Origin of the sequence: Corynebacterium confusum (assembly GCF_030408715.1) — a bacterium.
In the GTDB taxonomy this organism is placed as follows: Bacteria; Actinomycetota; Actinomycetes; order Mycobacteriales; family Mycobacteriaceae; genus Corynebacterium; species Corynebacterium confusum.
Genome location: NZ_CP047202.1, coordinates 161,640 through 179,923, shown reverse-complemented (window position 1 = coordinate 179,923; position 18,284 = coordinate 161,640). Strand labels below are relative to the sequence as shown.

The 18,284-nt window shown below is 63.5% G+C and carries 18 protein-coding genes, 2 tRNA genes, 1 other RNA gene and 1 pseudogene; 5 read left to right on the top strand and 17 right to left on the bottom strand.

The window, feature by feature from the left end; translation table 11 throughout:
• Window positions 1-90 precede the first annotated feature (90 nt).
• An RNA gene (gene ffs, locus CCONF_RS00900) (signal recognition particle sRNA small type) lies at window positions 91-189 on the bottom strand.
• Between the two features lie 195 nt (window positions 190-384).
• On the opposite strand from ffs, the gene CCONF_RS00895 reads away from it, so the two are divergent.
• A tRNA-Ser gene (locus CCONF_RS00895) sits at window positions 385-473 on the top strand.
• 106 nt (window positions 474-579) lie between these two features.
• Here CCONF_RS00895 and CCONF_RS00890 read toward each other — a convergent pair.
• The 7 genes and pseudogenes from CCONF_RS00890 to CCONF_RS00865 all read right to left on the bottom strand — a co-directional run.
• A pseudogene (locus CCONF_RS00890) lies at window positions 580-834 on the bottom strand (IS1249 family transposase); the annotation flags it as partial.
• A 681-nt stretch (window positions 835-1,515) separates the two neighbouring features.
• Window positions 1,516-1,755: a DUF6973 domain-containing protein gene (locus tag CCONF_RS11540; protein WP_435384081.1), complete on the bottom strand. Its 240-nt coding sequence runs from the start codon at window positions 1,753-1,755 to the stop codon at window positions 1,516-1,518.
• A 169-nt stretch (window positions 1,756-1,924) separates the two neighbouring features.
• Window positions 1,925-2,806: an IS3 family transposase gene (locus CCONF_RS00885; RefSeq protein WP_290224084.1), complete on the bottom strand. Its 882-nt coding sequence runs from the start codon at window positions 2,804-2,806 to the stop codon at window positions 1,925-1,927.
• Window positions 2,776-3,060: a transposase gene (locus tag CCONF_RS00880; RefSeq protein ID WP_210573441.1), complete on the bottom strand. Its 285-nt coding sequence runs from the start codon at window positions 3,058-3,060 to the stop codon at window positions 2,776-2,778. Before CCONF_RS00880 ends, CCONF_RS00885 begins: the two co-directional genes overlap by 31 nt.
• 96 nt (window positions 3,061-3,156) lie before the next feature.
• A complete protein-coding gene (locus tag CCONF_RS00875; RefSeq protein ID WP_290224263.1) occupies window positions 3,157-3,492 on the bottom strand; it encodes an SdpI family protein in 336 nt (111 codons plus the stop codon).
• A 70-nt stretch (window positions 3,493-3,562) separates the two neighbouring features.
• Window positions 3,563-4,812 (bottom strand): IS3 family transposase gene (locus tag CCONF_RS00870; protein ID WP_290224261.1). Its coding sequence is split into 2 segments (ribosomal slippage): window positions 3,563-4,485 and window positions 4,485-4,812, totalling 1,251 coding nucleotides; the frame shifts between segments, so codons are not numbered across the junction.
• A 237-nt stretch (window positions 4,813-5,049) separates the two neighbouring features.
• Window positions 5,050-5,553: a GNAT family N-acetyltransferase gene (locus tag CCONF_RS00865; RefSeq protein ID WP_290224259.1), complete on the bottom strand. Its 504-nt coding sequence runs from the start codon at window positions 5,551-5,553 to the stop codon at window positions 5,050-5,052.
• Between the two features lie 128 nt (window positions 5,554-5,681).
• Here CCONF_RS00865 and CCONF_RS00860 point away from each other — a divergent pair, with 128 nt between their 5' ends.
• Window positions 5,682-6,050, top strand: coding sequence for a cupin domain-containing protein (locus CCONF_RS00860; RefSeq protein ID WP_290224257.1), 369 nt, complete (start codon window positions 5,682-5,684; stop codon window positions 6,048-6,050).
• Between the two features lie 52 nt (window positions 6,051-6,102).
• On the opposite strand, the gene CCONF_RS00855 is transcribed toward CCONF_RS00860, so the two are convergent.
• Window positions 6,103-7,659 (bottom strand): cation:proton antiporter, encoded by a 1,557-nt coding sequence (locus CCONF_RS00855; RefSeq protein WP_290224256.1) that lies wholly within the window; start codon window positions 7,657-7,659, stop codon window positions 6,103-6,105.
• A 67-nt stretch (window positions 7,660-7,726) separates the two neighbouring features.
• A complete protein-coding gene (gluQRS, locus tag CCONF_RS00850) occupies window positions 7,727-8,653 on the bottom strand; it encodes a tRNA glutamyl-Q(34) synthetase GluQRS (RefSeq protein ID WP_290224254.1) in 927 nt (308 codons plus the stop codon).
• 41 nt (window positions 8,654-8,694) lie between these two features.
• On the opposite strand from gluQRS, the gene CCONF_RS00845 reads away from it, so the two are divergent.
• Window positions 8,695-9,405 carry a queuosine precursor transporter gene (locus tag CCONF_RS00845; protein ID WP_290224252.1) on the top strand — a complete coding sequence of 237 codons (711 nt, stop codon included), beginning with the start codon at window positions 8,695-8,697 and terminating at the stop codon, window positions 9,403-9,405.
• 18 nt (window positions 9,406-9,423) lie between these two features.
• Here the strand turns inward: CCONF_RS00845 and CCONF_RS00840 are convergent, their stop codons facing one another.
• The 7 genes from CCONF_RS00840 to CCONF_RS00810 all read right to left on the bottom strand — a co-directional run bounded on the left by CCONF_RS00840 (window position 9,424) and on the right by CCONF_RS00810 (window position 16,560).
• Window positions 9,424-11,199 (bottom strand): ABC-ATPase domain-containing protein, encoded by a 1,776-nt coding sequence (locus CCONF_RS00840; protein WP_290224250.1) that lies wholly within the window; start codon window positions 11,197-11,199, stop codon window positions 9,424-9,426.
• Between the two features lie 49 nt (window positions 11,200-11,248).
• A complete protein-coding gene (gene tgt / locus CCONF_RS00835; protein WP_290224248.1) occupies window positions 11,249-12,508 on the bottom strand; it encodes a tRNA guanosine(34) transglycosylase Tgt in 1,260 nt (419 codons plus the stop codon).
• Window positions 12,492-14,906 carry an MMPL family transporter gene (locus CCONF_RS00830; protein WP_290224246.1) on the bottom strand — a complete coding sequence of 805 codons (2,415 nt, stop codon included), beginning with the start codon at window positions 14,904-14,906 and terminating at the stop codon, window positions 12,492-12,494. The genes tgt and CCONF_RS00830 overlap by 17 nt, the downstream gene beginning before the upstream one ends.
• 174 nt (window positions 14,907-15,080) lie before the next feature.
• Window positions 15,081-15,171, bottom strand: a tRNA-Ser gene (locus CCONF_RS00825).
• Between the two features lie 71 nt (window positions 15,172-15,242).
• On the bottom strand, window positions 15,243-15,449 hold the full coding sequence (locus CCONF_RS00820; RefSeq protein ID WP_290224243.1) for a CsbD family protein: 207 nt from the start codon (window positions 15,447-15,449) through the stop codon (window positions 15,243-15,245).
• 95 nt (window positions 15,450-15,544) lie between these two features.
• The gene (locus CCONF_RS00815) at window positions 15,545-15,976 is read right to left on the bottom strand and encodes a nucleoside deaminase (RefSeq protein ID WP_353959526.1); all 432 of its coding nucleotides are present in this window, start codon (window positions 15,974-15,976) and stop codon (window positions 15,545-15,547) included.
• Window positions 15,977-16,035: 59 nt separating this feature from the next.
• Window positions 16,036-16,560: a tRNA adenosine deaminase-associated protein gene (locus CCONF_RS00810; protein WP_290224239.1), complete on the bottom strand. Its 525-nt coding sequence runs from the start codon at window positions 16,558-16,560 to the stop codon at window positions 16,036-16,038.
• A gap of 39 nt (window positions 16,561-16,599) precedes the next feature.
• Between CCONF_RS00810 and CCONF_RS00805 the strand changes: the two genes are divergently transcribed.
• Window positions 16,600-17,628, top strand: a complete 1,029-nt coding sequence (locus tag CCONF_RS00805) for a prephenate dehydrogenase (protein ID WP_290224237.1) — start codon at window positions 16,600-16,602, stop codon at window positions 17,626-17,628.
• Window positions 17,615-18,121, top strand: coding sequence for a DUF1990 domain-containing protein (locus CCONF_RS00800; RefSeq protein WP_290224235.1), 507 nt, complete (start codon window positions 17,615-17,617; stop codon window positions 18,119-18,121). Before CCONF_RS00805 ends, CCONF_RS00800 begins: the two co-directional genes overlap by 14 nt.
• Window positions 18,122-18,284: the final 163 nt, after the last annotated feature.

Below are 18,284 nucleotides of genomic sequence, written 5' to 3'. Positions count from 1 at the left end.
GTAAACCTAACCCAGACTACCCACCCCGTCAAGACCCAAAAGCGGACCAGACATAGAAAAAGCCACCCAGCACTAACCGGATGGCAACAAAGATTAAGGGGACCTCGCGCACCCGTCAGAGCCTGCTGACCCTTGCTGCATTCCTGCCCTGGGGGAGTTCACAGGATGGACGCCACGCGAGATCCTGCCCCATACTCTAGCCGGGATTCCGGCGATAGTCCAAACAGTCCACTCCCCACCCAGGCGCCCACGCGCGCCACCACCGCCGGCCCCGACAACCGCCTACCCGACAGCCACTTTTTATAGCCCTAGAACACCCACCCATTTCCCAAGCTGACCTGCCGATTTTGTCGCCACTTGCCGGGGCTGCTAGAGTTTCTTCTCGGAGGATTCGACTAGCGGCCTATGTCACACGCCTGGAACGCGTGCGGGGCTCACGCCCCTCGTGGGTTCAAATCCCACATCCTCCGCCACGACGCGCTTCACTTCGGTGAGGCGCGTTTTTCTTTGCGTTAACCAAAGCATGACGGGCTAGGGTTAAGGGTCAAAATGTGTGTCTGGTTCGGCGTGTCGCTGGGGCTAGATTTGGCCTTTTCGGACGCCGATTGAATGGGTGTAGTTGGTGTCGATAGCGTTGTCGTAGAGGGCTGGTCGTCCTGTTTCGTGGTCGGCTTGGTTCTCGTTGTGGGTCAGGGTTTGTACTTTGGCGAGTTGGCCCTGGCCCCATTTGGACTGTCTGGCGATTTCTACGGGGTCGTCGGGCAGTTCTGTTTTTAGATACAGCCACCACTCCAGCATTCGTCGTTGGTGTTCTCCGCGTCTTCCGCGGTGTGTGGGACCTGACCCCAATCTGAGTGTTCCCGATACTGCCCAGGAGCAGCGAGCCCATATGACTACTTGTTCAAGCCGGTTAGAATCCAAGCACTACCCGGATTATCCAGAGAAAAAGTGAGAGCAACTGTCGTTGACTCCATGATTAAAGAAGACGGACTTGATGGAGAACACAGATCGAGAGCCTGTCGAGAGAACCTCACCCATTGTTCGCTGTCGCCCTTTCCTCTAAGAAAGAGGAAGTTTTCGTGATCGGAGAAGCCGTGTTCTGGAACAGGGGGATCATCAGCCATAAGTGTTTCTTTGACTGTTTGATACGGAGTGTATGGGCACACGAGCGAAAACTCAGTCCACTCTGGTCCGTAGAGTTCCTCCAGTGTGATGGACTCAGTAACGGGGATTGCATGTCCCGATCGTCCTAGGGACGCGAGATGAGAAGCCAATGGGTCATCAAAACTACAAGAGGAGAGTAATAAGGAGACAATACTAATGAACCCTATCCGCGCCATCATGCGTCTCATTAACATAACCCCCCTTCTCGTGCCTATCCTAGGAAAGTGTAGATAGCAGTCCAATTCTAGCCCAGAGGGCGCACTGGTTCAAAGCAGAAGCTTCGTCGCCACTACTTGCGAAAGCAGATCCAAGAAATCGACCTTGGGCATTGTTATACAGGTCCATTCTGGTCTAATCCGCTGGCCCCTGAGCGACAGTTTCGTGGTTAGTAGCAATGCGTTCAGCTGCATCTGCACCGATTCTCATTGTCATCAGGGCATTCCACGAGCAGTGCCGAAAAGCATCGCCCTTTCCATTGCGGAGTGATGTGGCGCCAGGAAACCGGTTCTGCGCTTCCATACTCGCGGTTGTGGCTGCCTGATTGGCGATGCCGCATGATACTACATCGACCAGCGCGATGCAGGACAGCATTTCAAGGCCCTGGATATATATCCGGTAGGGGTCCGACTGGGCGGTCGCAAAAGGCGCTACCTGAGGATTGATGTCAGTGACCCTGGCACGTTCAACTGCAGCAATGATTGCGCGTTGTTCATTAGCTGACAGGGATGCTGGGGTGGCCTAAGAATTCGGTCCAGTTGGTTTAAGCGTTGACCGTGTTTTCATGTTGCCATTGTTCCGCATACTTCCGCGGGCTGAGGTAGCCCAGCGAGGAATGCGGGTGGAAGTCATTGTACCGCTGCGACCACTGGGCCACGAGCATCCGTGCATGTTCGAGATTCTCGATGCTGTTGTCTTCTAAGAGTTCGTCACGCATTCGGTTGTGGAAAGACTCGACATACCCGTTATGCCAGGGCTGGCCTGGCGGGATAAACGCCTGAATCGTTTCATCCTCCCCAGCCCATTCGTTGAGCGCATGAGCGATGAACTCGGGGCCGTTATCCATCCGGATCACCCGCCGGCGCCCGCCTTGGTCACAACAAGCGAGGTCGAGCAGCTCGATCACCGAGTCCGCGTCGATCTTCTTGTCGACCGTGAAGGCGACGTGCTCGCGAGTGTATTCATCGATGATGTTGCAGATCTTGATCGTCTTGCCGTGCCATGTTGAATCGAACTGGAAATCCAGCGCCCACACGTCGTTCGGGTACTGGCCGGCAGGAACATCGCGCTGGCCGTGACCATCGACGCGTTTGCGCTTCTTCCTGGGTAGGACGCGCAGGCCTTCTTCACGCCAAATCCTCCGGAAGGTTTCCCGGCATATCCCATACCCCTCGGTGAGGGCGGTCCTCCAGGCGCGCCGGTGTCCCCACCGGCGGTGATCACGCGCGAACTCGTGCATCCACGCCCTTAGGTCCGCGTACTTATCCGGCTTGCCCTGACGGATCCTAGCGCGCCGATAAGCACTACGAGAGAGTCCAACGATCTGGCAGGCACGCCTTTGGGAGTAGCCCAGCCCAACGAGATGCCAGACGGCATCATGACGGCGAGCTGGGCTTAGAAGTTTCCCTCCGATAATTCTTTCCACGCCGCCTTTTCCAGCTCTGCCTGCCCAAGGAGACGTTTGAGGCGCGTGTTTTCCTCGCGCAATCGCTGGAGCTCTTTAGCTTCGCTCTTGGTCATCGCCCCATAGGTTGCCTGCCACCTGTTCAGCGTGGCTTCGCTGATCCCCAGCGCGGTGAGGATTTGAGCCGTGGTCGATCCTGATTCTCTGAGTTCTCGAGCCTTATCCAGCTTGCGAACAATCTGCTCGGGAGTGTGTTTACTGAACTTCTTCACCATTTATCCATTCTCTCCACCCACAGGCAGGGCATCAATGGACAACACTCAAGTCACCCGGACCTAAAAACCTAAGACACTCCAAAGGAATGCCGATTTCTACTTTATGGAAGAATGAGCTTTCTTGGAAGAAATTAGGATCATGATAGTTAAAAGTACCACCACGGGTATGCTCACCCAACCAATCAGATCATCATCGGCAAATAGACAGATGATTCCGCCGATAAATAGCGGTACACTGCTGATTTTTAAATAGGGAGAGGCGGCTTTGTGACCTTTAAACCACGCTTCTTCACTGGCCAGAAGCTCCGGGGTTCTGATACCAATTAGTTTATTTTTGGCCAGGGTCCCCTGACCAGCTTTTATGCCTAACATCAAAACGCAGACCCCAGCAATTAGCCACGTTGCTGCCATAATAATTGAAAATATAGTCATTTCAACCTTTCCCGGTTCTTAAGTATAGTCATCTGGGCCCGAACCCCGGAAAGTGGACACGGGGATTTAATCAAGATGCGATAGTAAGTGTAGCTGATTCGGCGGCTTCAAAGGCGTTCGGCGAGCGGTAGCCACACCACGAGTGCAGCCGTTGGGTGTTGTACCGGATGCACCACTGGAACACGTCCCGGCGACACACCAGCTGACTGGCGAAAACAGGCTCGTCTTTCAGGACTTCCCGCTTCAACGAGGCGTTGAACGACTCCGCCAACGAGTTGTCCGCGCTCGTCCCGATCGTACCCATCGACTGGGTGACACCGAACCGCTCACATAACCTCCGGTACTGCTCAGAGGTATAGACACTGCCGTGATCCGAGTGAAAAATCGCCCCGTCAAGGCTACCTCGGACCCCGTGAGCCATCGTGAGGGCTTCTTCGACCAACTCGGTGCGCATGTGGTCGGCGATCGCGAAACCGGTCAACTGCCGCAAATAGCAATCGATAACCGTGGCCAGGTACATATTCGACCCGTCCGCGATCGGCAGGTACGTGATATCGCCGACGTAGACCTTGTTCGGTTTCTCCGCGGTGAACCGGCGTTTCAGAAGGTCAGGGAATTTAGGCGCACGTTTCGCGGACACGGTGGTCTTCACCCAGCGTTTCCTGGTGTAGCCGAAAAGGCCCATCTGCCGCATCAACCTGGCAGCGTGCTTGTGATTGAGACGGTCACCATTGCCCCGGTCGTTAGCGGGATCGGCGTTGATGGCCGCAGTCACACGTTTCGCCCCGTAACAGCCGTTCCCGGCCGTGAACACGGCCTTGATCCTCGCTCCCAGCACCGCGTCAGCAACCAGGCGTCGCCGGCGAGCAGGAGCAGCAGATTTCCATGTGTAATACGAGGACCGGTTGATCTTCAGAACCTCACATAACCGCTTGACCTCGTAGAAGTCTCGGTGGTCATCAACGAACTGAAAGCGGTTCACCAGTTCGTCTCTTCCGCGAAATATTTGGCCGCCTTGCGCAGAATCTCTCGTTCCTCCCGGAGCTTGACGTTCTCGCGTTCCAACACGCGGATCCGCTCGGCATCGGAGAGTCCTTCAGCCGGGGTGCGTTCGCTGTTGGCTGCGACGATCGGGCTGGCGACTTTTTCACCGCTGGCGTTGGTTTTAGTGCCGGTGCCGAAGGCGTCGAGCCAGGTGCCCAGGGAGTTGCGGTTGACCCCGAGATCGGAGGCGACCGCGTTGATCGTGGCTCCGGGGATCGACTCGTACAACGACACTGCGTCACACTTGAACTGCTCGGTGTAGGTCTTGCGCGGCATGGTAGAAAGGTACCTCACTTCCCCAGCTAGATGCTGGTTTCAACGTGTCCACCACCAAGGGGTCAGGTCCGACGTCTTCCCCGCATACGCGGGGCGCTGACCTCGTTTTCTGTTGTCTTTGTGTCGCCATTTAGTACAAGGCATCCTCGGAAACTTTTCCACTCCAGTCTTCGCGGTTTAGACATGGACGTGGATAAGTTGTCGACGCCTTTCCCTACACGGTGGTTAGTGTGCAGGCTAACCGAACACCGGGTGGTAACGCGCCTCACCGAGTGGAATCTCGGGGCCGAAGGAGCAGGCGGTTAAGTACTTTGCGGGTACGCCGGGGTATTCCAGGCCGGGTACGGGGTGAAAGCCGAAGCGGTTGTAGTAGGCGGGTTCGCCGAGGACCACTGCGCCGGCTGCGCCTGCTTGGCGGAGGTGGTCTAGTGAGGCTTCCATGAGGGCGCTGCCGATTCCTTCGCCTTGGCGCTGCGGTGCGACGGCGACGGGGCCGATTCCGTACCACCCGTGCGCGCCTTCGGCGCTGGTGCCCAGGATGACTGGGGAGGTGGCCACGTGACCAACCAGGGTGTTGTTGTCCTCAGCGACCAGGGAGACGGTCAGTGCACCTGCTGCGCGGAGGGCATCGACGATGTGCTGCTCGGTGTGATCGGACAGCTCCACGGGGGCAAAGGCGGCCTCCACGAGCTGGTGGATACCCGCGCTATCGGCGGGATTCTCAGGGCGGATGGTGGCCATGGCAGCTCCTTCGTTGGCTGAAGGCGGCGTCGGTTGCCGGATGCCTCAGGGTACTAAATGCCGGGCGGGTGACTGGTTGTTTCGCAGTCGTGCGCGGCCGGTGTACGGCAGGCGCTAAGCTGGGCCTCATGGACGCCCTCACCTACGCCGGTTTAGAAGACTCGCTGGACTATCTCTACGCGTTCTTGGATTCTGACCTGCTGGCACGGATTAAAGACGAGCTGCGCTACATCCCGGCCGGGATGGAGGACTTCTTGCTGGATGACTCGCTCGAGGACTTCGTGTGGCTGTGGTTTAAAGACTCCGGCGCCAACGGCTTCCGCCAGTACCTTGCCGACGGTGGATTCGACACCGCGGAGGTGGAGCAGGCGTACGTCTTCTGCCGGGCGGAGTGGGGAATGAACACCCCGCCGCAGGTGGAGTGGCTGCGCGAAGACGGCTTTGATTTAAGCCCGATCCGCCGTGAAATCGACAAGCTGACCGGCCGCGAATCCTAGCCGCCGCTGGCCTGCTCGCCGCTGACCTGCTCGCCGGTGGTTTTTCGGCAACTTATTTCCGGGCGGCGAGCACCATGCGGTCGACCTCGTGGAGAACCTCGTCGACCAGGGCTGGGTTGTCGCGGGGATCGTTGCGCATCTCCAGCAGGACGGATTGGGAGGCCTGGAAGGCGGTAGCGCGGGCCTGGGCCGCGAAGGCGCGGGCGCGATGGGCCTTTTCCAGGCGGGCCTTTTGATCCTCCGCGTCGAGGTCGTCAGTACCGAAGACCTTGTCGAACCAGTCGTCGATGTTGGCAGCGACCTCCGGTTCCAAGTCATCGTGCTGTTTACGCAGGCTGTCGATGGCGGCCTTGCGGGCGCGCTCAGTGACTTCGGCGTGCATTTTGTCCGAGGCGGCCTGCGAATCCGCCGTCAGATCCAGCTTGCTCATCAGCCACGGCAGGAGCATGCCAGGCAGCACCATGGTCACCAGCAGCACGGTCAGGGCGATGACGGCGAGCTCGTTGTAGAACGGGATGGCCCCGCTCGGCACCGACAGCACTAGGGCCAGCGTGACGAGTCCGCGCATGCCGGACCAGGTCATCAGCAGGACTTCTTGCAGGCGGAGCGGGGCCACGCCGGGCTTCCCGCGCCGCAGGTTGATCCGGTAGAAGACGTACATCCACACCAGGCGCACGGCGAAGGCCACCAGGGAAAGGATGACGCCCACCAGGACCGAGTGCCACAGATCCGAGCCGACCTGCGTGATGGCGTCGTTGACGGACAGCCCGATGAGCCCGAAGGCCAGGCCGGTAAAGAGCAGGTCCACCGTGGACCAGAAGGCCTGGCCGCTGACGCGGTCCTCGGCCTCAATGGGCGCGCGCGAGTTCAGCTCCACCGCGGCGATGACCACGGCGATAACGCCGGAGGCACCCAGCTCCTCGGAGAGAATATAGGTGGCGAAAGGGATCACCCAGGTCAGTGCGTTGCGCGCGGTGACATCGTGCACGTGCTTGATAAACCAGCTGGCCACCCGCCCGACCAGCAGGCCGATGACGCTGGCCACCACGGCGGAGTAGGCGAACTTTAAGATGCCCTCCCCCACGGAAAGCTCCGCGCCACGGGTTACGGCCAACAGGGCCATGTGGAAGACGACGATGGAGGCGGCATCGTTAAACAAGCCCTCGGTCTGCAGGGCCGAGATGATACGGCGCGGGATGCCGGCGGGCTCGGCCACCGCGTCCACCGCGACCGGATCCGGCGGGGCGATGGCCGAACCAATCAACAGGGCTGCGGCCACCCCGACGCCGGGCAGGAAGACGTACGCGGCAGCGCCCACCGCGGCCGTGGTCACCACCACTAGCAGCACGGACAGGCTCACGATGGTCAGCCACTGCTGTCGGATAACTCCCCAGGAGGTCCGCCGCGCCAGCGCCCACAGCAGCGGCGGCAGGAAGATGGGCAGGATGAGATCGGCCGGCACGCGGAGCGCCGGGATACCGGGGATGAAGACGATGACCATCGCCACCACCGATAGCAGGGCGGGCCACGGCAGCCTCAACTTCTCCCCCACTGCGACTGAAATGATGCTGAGCAGCAGCAACGCCACTACCCCTAGGACTATTTCCACAACGCCTTCTCCCCGCGCCTTTTCTCTTTACGTTTTAAGTGTAGGACGCGGGGCTGGCAGCCACAAGTTAGTTTCCTGCCGGCTCCCAGAAAACCGCATCCCAGCCCATCCGTGCCGGGTCGAAGCACTCTAAGATCTCCTCCGCGCTGCGGACCCCGGCCAGCCCCAACGATGCCGCAAGTTGCCCCACCACCTGCTGGACGCTGGCGGTCTCCAGCAGCTGGCGCAGGGTCACCGCCCCGTCGCGCTTGGACAGGCGTCGACCGTCGCTGTTGAGTACCAACGGCACGTGGACGTACTCCGGGGCCGCCTTCCCCAGCAGGTGCGCCAGGTACGCCTGGCGTGGGGCGGAGGTAAGCAGGTCGTCGCCGCGCACCACCTGGTCCACGCCTTGGTAGGTGTCATCGACCACCACGGCCAGGTTGTAGGCGAAGTCCTGGTGCTGGTTTGCGTTTCCGCCGCGGCGCAGAATGAAGTCATCGACCTCGCCGGTGTAGTCACCGCGGTGGTAGTCGTGCACGGTATACTCGTCGCGGTCGGCGCGCAGGCGCAACGCCGGCATGCGGCCAGCCGCGGCCAGCTCCGCCCGCTTGGCCTCCCGCTCTTTATCACTCAAGTCCCGGCACGTGCCCGGGTACTGGCCGGGAATGGCGTGCGGGGCGCGGGCGGCTTCCTGGATGTCCTTGCGGGAGCAATAGCACTCGTAGTGCGGCAGTCGGACCAGCGCCGCCTCGTACGCCGCAGAACGGTCCTGCTGGCGCAGCACCTCACCGTCCCATTCCAGACCGATAGCCTGCAAGTCTTCTTGCTGCCGCGCGGCGGATTCCAGCGAGGAACGCTGGGTGTCCACGTCCTCGACCCGCAGGTAGAATTTCCGGCCGGACCAGCGCGCAAACAGCCAGGCCAGCAGCGCAGTGCGCAGGTTTCCAAAATGCAGGTCACCGCTTGGGCTGGGCGCGTAACGCCCGGCCACAGGAAGGGTCTCAGAACTCATAAATTACAGCGTACCGCCCACGTTCTGGCACGATAAGGTGCATGACAAAACAATCGGCAACCGCAACCACCAACCCCGGTGGCGAGAGCATCCGATTCATCCCGGTGCAGGCCAGCCTGTACCCGTGGCTGGTCACGCTGTTCGTCGTCACCTTCCTGATCTCGAATATCAACGCCACGAAGGGCGTCGAGCTTGGCCCCCTAGTCACCGACGGCGCCTTCTTCCTGTTCCCCCTGGCCTATATCACCGGCGACGTGCTGGCCGAGTGCTACGGTTTTAAGTCCACCCGGCGCGCCATCTACATCGGCTTCGCCATGGCCCTGCTGGCCGTGCTGTCCTTCTACATCGGCATCTGGCTGCCGGAAGCCGAGTTCTACGAGGGCCAAGAGGCCTTCGCCGCCACCCTGGGCCTGGTTCCCCAGATCGTTTTGGCCTCCCTCTGCGGCTACCTCGTCGGCCAGCTGCTCAACGCCTGGGTCATGTCCGTGCTCAAGCGCCGCAACGGCGAGAAGAAGCTGCCGGTCCGCCTCATCGCCTCGACCGTCGTGGGCGAGTTCGGCGATACCCTCCTGTTCTGCGCCATCGCGGCGCCCGTCATCGGCATCTCCACCGCCAGCGACTTCATCAACTACGTCATCGTCGGCTTCCTGTGGAAGACCCTCATCGAGGTCGTCCTCCTGCCAGTGACCACCCAGGTCATCAAGTGGGTCAAAAAGAAGGAGAACTACGTTGCCGGCGGGGCGGGCGCCTAGGCCCGTAAGGTATCCGGCTTAGCGCTTGATATCCAACCTCCGGTAACGGTTCACCGCAGCCAGGATCTCGTGCTTGCGGGGGCGGGACAGGTGCCCGGGGTGGGCGCGCCCCGGGGTCAGCGCGGTCAGGGACTCGGCGGTGATGGTCGCCAGCAGCTCGTCGACCAGCTCGGTGACGGGGCGGGAGTCGTTGTGCTTGCCCAGCCACTCCAGGCACAGCGCGATGGCGGCGGTCTGCGGGGCATCGGCCAGCTGCGAGACCGCGCTTAGGTCGATGTCGCTTTTGGCAAAGCTGATGGTGTCTAGCCCGCGCGGCTTCGCGCCCTGGGGCTTGCCCTTGTGACCGGCGGCGGGCTTAAGGCAGCCCGGGGCCAGGGCGCGGCCGCTGGGTTCGAACATTCCGGGCGCAAGCTCCAGCTCGTGCGGGCGGGAGCCGGCGGCGATCTCATGGGCGCGGGAGGTGATCTCGTGCGGCTGGTAGCGGTCCATGGCGATGACCGTGTCGGCCAGGCTGAGGTAGGCGCCGGATCCGCCCGCAATCAGGACGGTGGAAATGCCCTTGTCCTGGTAGAGCGCCTTCACCCGCGCCACGTACGGGGTGATGGGCTCCTGGTCGCCGGGGACGAGCTCCTGCATGAGGCGGTCCCGGATCATGAAATTCGTCGCCGAGGTGTCCTCGTCGATCAGCAGGGCGGTGGCGCCGGCCTCAGCGGCCTCGACGACGTTGGCGGCCTGGGAGGTCGAGCCGCTGGCGTTGGTGGTGGAAAAGCGGCGGGTATCCGCCCCGGTCGGCAGGTTGGTAATGAACGGGGAGATATCCAGGTCCGTGACCGGGCGGCCGTCCTCGGCGCGCACGCTGACGGCATCCGCCCGGGTAATGACCCATTCGCGGCCGTCGCCGGCCACGTGCGGGTAGACGCCGCGCTCCAGGGCGCGCAACAGCGTGGACTTGCCGTGGTAGCCGCCGCCCACAATGACGGTCAGGCCGGCGGGAACCCCCATGCCCGTCACGGTGCGGCCGCTGGGCAGCTCGAAGCTGTGCGTGAGCTCCTCCGGGGCGATAAAAGCCGCGGCGGTATCCGCGTCCATCGGCTTGTTGCTATCACCGGCCCGGCGCGGCAGGATGGCGCCGTTGCCCACGAAACCGACCAGGTCGCGGGTAGCCAGCTGCGCGCGCAGGGCCTCCTGGTCGCGCAGGAGCCAGACGTGACGAGCCAGGTCATCCGGGTCGAATTCCTCGGTCACCACGGCCTCTTCCACCGCGTCCGGCAGGTCCTCGGCCAGCAGGCCGGCGGCGCGGTGGCCGAGGACGCGGCGGCCCTGGGCCGGCAGGCCGACCAGCAGGCGCACCTCGATAACCTCGTCGGTGACCACGACGGCGCTGCGCTCCAGTACCTCTTGGCCGATGAACCCGACGCTCACGCTGTTGGACTTGCCGCTGCCCTTGCGGCCTTTGCCTCCCTTGCCGCCGCCGATGGCGGCGGCGATGCGCGCAATCCTGCGGGCGAGAAAGTCGGCCACCGCGACCTTGTCGAGCTCATCGGTGACCACGTCGGCCGGCAGGTCGGCCACCGCGCGGGGCACGCGCACCCGCACCTTGGACGGGGCGGCGAAGGGATCGCTTTGCACCTTGTCGATCGCCACCGTCAGCCCGTCCGGGCCGGGCTCAGTATAGGTGCCGGCGAGCTTCTTGTACGCGCCGTAACCGGCGCCGTCGATACCGTGGCAGGCCTTAGCGAGGTCCTCTAAAGTACCGCCTGAGCGGCAGTCACCGCGAAAATTCCTTCCAGACATACCCGCCACCGTAACACCCGCCTAGGCGTCACAGCGCAGGCCCTTCGCGTTAGCGGCCGGCGTAGTAGCGCCCCAGGAATTCGTCGCGGTAGGCCGCGTAGTAGCCGCCGTCGATGGCGGCGCGGATATTGTCCACCAGGCGGACCATAAACTCCAGGTTGTGGATGGTGCACAGCGTCCCGGCCAGGTACTCCTTCGCCTTGAGCAGATGGTGGAGGTAGGCCCGCGAGTAGTTCTCGGAGACGTAGCCGCCGAATTCCTCGTCCACACCCGCAAAATCGCGCTTGAAGCGGGCGTTCGATAGGTTCAGCCGCCCGTCCAGGGTGTAGACACCGCCGCGGCGGGCCAGGCGCGTCGGCGCGACGCAGTCGAAGGTATCCGCGCCGGCCTCCACCGCGGTAAACAGGTCGTCCGGCTCGGAAATGCCCAGCAGGTGGCGCGGCTTGTCCTCCGGCAGCTCGTCGCAGACCCAGCCGACGATGGTGCCCAGGTTTTCCTTCTCCAGCGCGCCGCCGATGCCGAAGCCGCCAAAGCCGCGGCTGCCGGACGCCCAGGCCTTATCGGAGATCTCCACCAGGCCGCGGGCAGCCTGGCGCCGCAGGTCCTCGTACTGGGCGCCCTGCACCACGCCCCACAGGGACTGCTTGGGCCGGTGGGTGCGCTCCTGGGTCAGCCGCGTGTGCTCATCGATGCAGCGCTGCGCCCACCGGTGCGTGCGCGCCACCGACTCTTCCTGGTAGGCGCGGGTGTCGACGAGCGTGGTCAACTCGTCGAAGGCGAACATGATGTCCGCGCCCAGCCCGTGCTGGATCTGCATGGATTTTTCCGGGGTAAACCGGTGCTTGGAGCCGTCGATGACGGACTTGAAGTCCACCCCGTCTTCATCCACCTGCGCCATGCGCTCCTTCTTGGCCGCGCGAATGTCCTGCTCCGTCAGGTCGGCCAGGTCCATGGCCAGCACCTTCTTGAAGCCCACGCCGAGGCTCATCACCTGGAACCCGCCGGAGTCGGTGTACGTCGGGCCGTGCCAGTTCTCGAAGGCGGCGACCCCGCCGGCGGCGTCCACGATGTCGTGGCCGGGCTGCAGGTAGAGGTGGTACGCGTTCGACAGAATGGCTTGAGCGCCGGTGGCCCGGATCTGCTCCGGGGTCAGGGTCTTGACGGTGGCCTTGGTGGCCACCGGGATGAAAGCCGGGGTCTGGATATCCCCGTGCGGGGTGCTAATCACCCCGGTGCGGCCGTGCTTTCCCGCGCCTTCCTGTTCCAGGCGGGTACGGACCTTAAAGCTCAAGTCACCTGCGTGCGTCATGCTGGTCAGTATATTCCCTCTGCTTAGTGGCCTGAGCTTCCCATTCCTTTTCCAGCTCGTTGCCCTCGATGTCGATGGTGGGCAGGATCTTGTCCAGCCAGCGCGGCATCCACCAGGTGCCGCGGCCCATCAGGAACATCGTGGCGGGCACGAGTGCCATGCGCACGAAGAAGGCATCGAAAAGCACGCCCGCGCCCAGGGCGAAGCCGAAGATCTGGATGAACGGCAGCGGCTGGTTGATGAAGGCCACGAAGACCGAGATCATGATGATGGCCGCCGCGGTGACCACGCGCGCGCCCTGGGTGAAGCCGACGATGGTGGCCTCTTCGACCCCGTTGTAGGGCGAGCCCGGCCGGGAGGTGCCGCCGCTGCGCGTGTAGTGCTCGCGCATGCGGGTGACCAGGAAGACCTGGTAGTCCATAGCCAGGCCGAAGGTCACGCCGATGAGGAAGATCGGCATAAAGGAAATCAGCGGGCCCGGCGCCGGCACCAGGCCCCACAGGCCCTCCTGCCAGAACAGCACGGTCACGCCGAACGCCGCGCCCACCGAGAGCAGGAAGCCGAGGCCAGCCACCAGCGGGACCAAGACCGAGCGGAAGACCACGAGCAGCAGCAGGATGGCCAGGCCCACCACGATGCCCAGGTAGAGCGGCATGGCCTGCTCGAGGCGTTCCGTGATGTCCAGCTGCACGGCGGTCAGGCCCGTCATGCCGACCTCGGTGCCGGTCGCGTCCTCGATCCGAGAGTTGGTATCCCGCAGGGCGTTGGCCACGCCCACGGTGGCCTCCTCCGTGGGCGAGGTCTCCGGGGTGATCATGATCTGCGCGGAGTTCTGGTCTTGGCTGAGCCCCACCAGCTGGGCGTGCTTGACCCCGCCCACGCCCTTGAGCTGATCCGTGGCGTACATGAAGGACGAGAACGCGGCCTTGGAATGTTCGTCGTCGCCCTCCTGCGCGGACATCAGCGGCTGGAGCGCGGCGGAGTCCTCGTTGACGTCGGCCGCGTCCACGATGACCAAGAACGGCCCGTTCACGCCGGGGCCGAAGCCCTCCGCGAGCAGGTCCGCGGCCTTACGCTGGGTGGTGTCCGGGTTCGAGGTGGTATCCGCCGGCAGCGCCAGCTCCATGTTCAGCACCGGCGCCGAGAGCAGACCGAGGGAAAGGACCACGCCGGCCATGGTCAGCCCCGGCACCTTCTGGACCGCGCGCACCCAGCGGTTGCCCATAGTGCGGCGGCGGGAGCGCTTACCCTTGCGGTTCGGGTTGCCGGCCACGCCCGGGATGCGGCCCGCGAAGGCCTTGTCGCCCAGCAGCCCCAGCAGGGCCGGGATCAGGGTCAGGGCGACCAGCACGGAGATGGCTACGGTGCCGGCGGCGGCCAGGCCCATGGCGGACAGGAAGCCGATGCGGGCGATCACCAGCGCGAATAGCGCCACGAAGACAGTGGTGCCGGCGAAGACCACCGAGGAGCCGGCCGTGCCGGCGGCCATGCCCGCGGCCTCCGGCCCGGACATGCGCTCGCGCTCGGCGCGGTAGCGCGACAGGATGAACAGGGCGTAGTCGATGCCCACGGCCAGGCCGATCATCACGGCCAGCACCGGGGTCATGTTGTTCAGCTCCACCCAGTGGGTGGCGATCATCAGGCCCAGCGATCCGAGCCCCACGCCGATCACCGCGGAGATGAGCGGCATGCCTGCAGAGACCAGCGAGCCGAAGGTGAAGATCAGCACCAGGAAGGCCACGCCCAGGCCGATGACCTCGGAGGTCGAGTTGACCCGGATATCGTCGCCGAAGCCGGCGCCGCCGGCCTCGACCTGCAGGCCCGCCGCGCGGCCCAGATCCATCGCGTCGCTTACAATCTCCTTGTCTTCCGAGTCCACCGTATAAGGGCTCTCAGCGTCGAAGTCAAAAGTCGTATACGCGATGGTCCCGTTCTCGCTGACCATCGCCAGGTTGTCCGCGTCCTGGCGGGCGGATTCCTCCGGCAGCCCCATCGAGGTGAACTGGTCGACGACCTGCTCCTGCAGCTTGGGCGAGACCTCCAGCGGGTTGCCAAAGCGCATGGTGTCGCCCATCTCCAGGTTGTCCCGGAGGTAGTCCACCACCTGGTCAATGGCCTGCGCGTTGTCCGGGTCACTGAGCTTCTCGCCCTCCGGGGCGTGGAAGACCAGGTTCACCGTGGGCACGTTCGCCGGGTTGCCGCCCTCGGGGAAGAGCTCCATGGCCCGGTAGGTCGCGTCGATGGACGGCGTGCCCGCGATGGAGAACTCGCTCGTCATCGGCTTCATCAGCGCCACGGCCGTACCCGCGGTCGCGGCCAGGAGCACAAGCCAGGTGACGATGACCTTCCACTTGTTCAGGTAGGACCAATGCCCCAACCGGTACAGGAGTTTAGCCACGAGGTGAACACCTTTTCTGCATCAATATTCCCACCGCTGCGCGGGAAAGAAACGGGAAGGAAGTTTAAAGAAATTCTAGGGCAAGGACTGCATAGCCGTATTGCCCTAGTCTAAGTTATGGATCAAAAAATTCCCTATCCCACCGGAATGCGCCGGTCAGATAGGGAATTGAGTTGGCGGTGGCGGCGGGATTTGAACCCGCGGTTGGGGGTTACCCAACAATCGCTTTCGAGGCGATCACCTTCGGCCGCTCGGACACGCCACCGCGTAACAGATTACGGCAGGCGCCCCGCGTTAACAAAATCGCCGGTTAGCGCGCCGCACCGCGTCCACGACTTACTTGTCGTCGCCGGTCAGCTTGCCCAGGGCCTCGGAGGCCTTGTCCTTGATGTTGTTAGCAGCGTCGGACAGCTTGTCCTTGGCGTCAGCAGCGGCCTGCTCGCCCTTGCCCTCGTTGGCAACCTGATCGTTGTCGGTAGCCTCGCCGTAAGCCTCCTTAGCCTGACCGACGACCTTGTCCTTGGCGTTCTCGAAATCAGCCATAATTTTCCTCCTTGTTAGAAACGATTCGTTTGGGTAACCCCAGCATACGCGTGAAGACTCGACTGCGACGCCCTAAAAGTGTCACACCTCACACACTAGCGCATTGATTCAAAGAATCCTGCCATAAGCTGGGCGCATTCTTCCTCGAGGATCCCCGCCCGCACCTGCGGGACGTGCAGCCCGCCCGGCGCGCGCACCAGATCGACCCATGATCCGCAGGCCCCCGTCTTCGGCTCGAAGGCGCCGAAGACCACCGAGGCAACCCGCGCCCCCAGCAGCGCCCCGGCGCACATGGCGCACGGCTCCAGGGTGACCACCAGCTCGCAGCCGGATAGCCGCCACCCGTCCCCGTGTTCTTTGACCGCGGCCCGGATGGCCTCCACCTCTGCGTGGGCGGTCGGGTCCTGGCGCTGCTCGCGACGGTTGACGCCGGTGGACAGCTCGCGCCCTGAGGCATCGAAAAGCACGGCACCGACCGGCACGTCCCCGGCCGGGGTGCCGGCCGCCACCTCGAGCGCGCGGCGCATGCGGCTTTCTGCCCGGCGCGACCCCTCACTGTCCGGCAGGCCGTGGGTGGGCGCGGGCATCAGTCGAGCTCGTCGTCGGTGTCGCTGTCGAGGTTGTCGATGGCCTCCTCCAGCTCGTCGCCGAAGCCGATATCGCCCGCGATGCGCAGCAACATGTCCGACGGCCAGTCCTCGTCGTTGTCCACGATGAAGCCGAGCTGGTCCTCACCCACCCCGAGATCCGCCAGGATGTCGAAGTCACCGTCGGCGAAGCCGTCCACGTCGTCCAAATCATCCGGGTCGATATCCGGCACGTCCAAGTCCCGCATGTCCAGAAAGTCCGCCGCGTACTCATCATCGACCGCCATCGTGGCGTCCGAGAGCAGCATGTAGACCCCGCCGGGCACGGGGCGGATGATGACGAAATAGTCGTCGTCGACGCACACCATCCCGAAAGCGGCACCCTCGGTGCGCAGGCCCCGCACGGCCCGCACGGTGCGCTCGGCGTCGTCAAAGTCGTCCTCGAATTCGCGCACCACCCAGCGGCCGTTATCTTGGTGAACCGTGACCGCGAAGGAGTATCCGGAAAAATTTGCGTCGCTCATACCTCGTGAGAGTAGTCGCAATGTGGGAAGATTGTCACTGTGAGTTCTTCAGATGTCCAACGTCCCATTTGCATTATCGGTCTCGGCCTTATCGGCGGCTCCCTGCTGCGCGATTTGACCGAATGTAAACATTCCGTTTTCGGTTACAACCACTCCACGTCCGGCGCCCGCACCGCAGTCAAGCAGGGCTACGACGTCACGGACGATCTGCCAGCTACCCTCCACCGCGCCGAAGCCGAGGGGGCCCTCATCGTCGTGGCCGTGCCCATGGAGGCCGTAGGAGAGGTCCTCGACGCCATCGCTGAACACGCCCCTACCTGCGGCATCACCGACGTCGTCTCCGTCAAGACCGCCGTCTACGACCTGATTAAGCAACGCCAGATGGAGACCCGCTACGTGGGCGGCCACCCGATGGCCGGCACCTCCAACTCGGGCTGGAATAACTCCCAGACCGGCATGTTCAAGCGCGCCGCCTGGGCCATCACCTTCGACCACGCCCAGGAATGCGAGGCCCGCGGCGAGCGGATCGGCCAATTCTGGATCGATCTCTTCGCCGACGTGACCCGCATGACCCAAATGGTCGGCGCGGAAGCCGTACCGGTGACCGTGGACAACCACGACGCGGCTGTGGCCCGGATTTCCCATCTGCCCCACATCCTGGCCGAGCTGCTCGCCGTGGTGGGCGACAACGGCGGCATCCTCGCCCAGTCGCTGGCCTCAGGCTCCTTCAAGGATGGCACCCGCGTGGCAGGCACCCGCCCCGATCTCGTCCAGCAGATGTGTGAGACCAACGCCCCGGCCTTGGTCGACGCCCTGGACGAGTCCCTCGAGCTCCTCCAGGCCGCCCGCGACTCGCTGTCCTCCGCAGAGCCGTCCATCGCCGACCTCGCCGATGCCGGCTACCGCGCCCGCACCCGCATTGAGGCCCGCTCCGGCGCGCGCAAGGAGTCGGTCTCCCCCATCAAGATCTCCTCCCGCCCGGTCCTGCGCCTGCACCCCGGCGGCCACGGCTGGGTCGCGCTGCTGCGCCAGTCCCAGTCCCTGGGCGGACGAATTGAAATTTTTTAGCCCGCTCCCCCAACACCTCGCCGCCCGCCGGCGCGCCCAACCACTGACCTACCAGCCCGCGGAGCTTTACCGCCTGCCGCAGCTGCGCGCTAGCCGCGTCCTAGGCGTCGACTTCGACACCGCCGCGGCCGGCCTGCGCGGCTGGCGGGTCCAAGCCAGCGTCTTCCGCGTCCGCGCCACCGGCCCGGCCCTGCCCGGCGCGGTAGTTGAGCTCGGCTTCGGCCTTGGCCCACAGGTGAAGAAGTTCTATTGCCGCGTCACCGACGTCATCGACGAGACCGATCGCTGCGGTTTCACCTACGGAACGCTCCCTGGCCACCTCGAGCGCGGCGCCGAAACCTTCACCCTGACCCGCCTGCCCGGAAACCGCGCCCGCCTGGACATCTTCGCCCGCTCCGAGCCCGCCACCCGGTGGCTGCGGCTTGCCCGCCCCGTCATCGACCTCGCCCGGCGGGCCCTCACCTCGCGGCGGTACCTGCGGGCGCTGGGTTAGAGCTCCCTTCTGCGGAATTATCGACCTCTGACAGATTTCTTCGCCGTTTTTCCAGGTGGAATGGTCAGATGTGGAGCAAAGGTCGATATTTTCCGCAGCGCCCACTAATTACCCACGCCACACCAAGCCCGGCACATGACCCACATCATTGACGGAAGTTATA

Bases quoted from the DNA above. Each gene is read 5' to 3' on its own strand.
- CCONF_RS11540 (WP_435384081.1), bottom strand. From the start codon at position 1,755: ATGCTGTCCTGCATCGCGCTGGTCGATGTAGTATCATGCGGCATCGCC.
- CCONF_RS00845 (WP_290224252.1), top strand. From the start codon at position 8,695: ATGACAAAACAATCGGCAACCGCAACCACCAACCCCGGTGGCGAGAGC.
- gluQRS (WP_290224254.1), bottom strand. From the start codon at position 8,653: ATGAGTTCTGAGACCCTTCCTGTGGCCGGGCGTTACGCGCCCAGCCCA.
- CCONF_RS00865 (WP_290224259.1), bottom strand. From the start codon at position 5,553: ATGGCCACCATCCGCCCTGAGAATCCCGCCGATAGCGCGGGTATCCAC.
- CCONF_RS00820 (WP_290224243.1), bottom strand. From the start codon at position 15,449: ATGGCTGATTTCGAGAACGCCAAGGACAAGGTCGTCGGTCAGGCTAAG.
- CCONF_RS00875 (WP_290224263.1), bottom strand. From the start codon at position 3,492: ATGACTATATTTTCAATTATTATGGCAGCAACGTGGCTAATTGCTGGG.
- CCONF_RS00815 (WP_353959526.1), bottom strand. From the start codon at position 15,976: ATGCGCCGCGCGCTCGAGGTGGCGGCCGGCACCCCGGCCGGGGACGTG.
- CCONF_RS00810 (WP_290224239.1), bottom strand. From the start codon at position 16,560: ATGAGCGACGCAAATTTTTCCGGATACTCCTTCGCGGTCACGGTTCAC.
- tgt (WP_290224248.1), bottom strand. From the start codon at position 12,508: ATGACGCACGCAGGTGACTTGAGCTTTAAGGTCCGTACCCGCCTGGAA.
- CCONF_RS00880 (WP_210573441.1), bottom strand. From the start codon at position 3,060: ATGGTGAAGAAGTTCAGTAAACACACTCCCGAGCAGATTGTTCGCAAG.
- CCONF_RS00860 (WP_290224257.1), top strand. From the start codon at position 5,682: ATGGACGCCCTCACCTACGCCGGTTTAGAAGACTCGCTGGACTATCTC.
- CCONF_RS00840 (WP_290224250.1), bottom strand. From the start codon at position 11,199: ATGTCTGGAAGGAATTTTCGCGGTGACTGCCGCTCAGGCGGTACTTTA.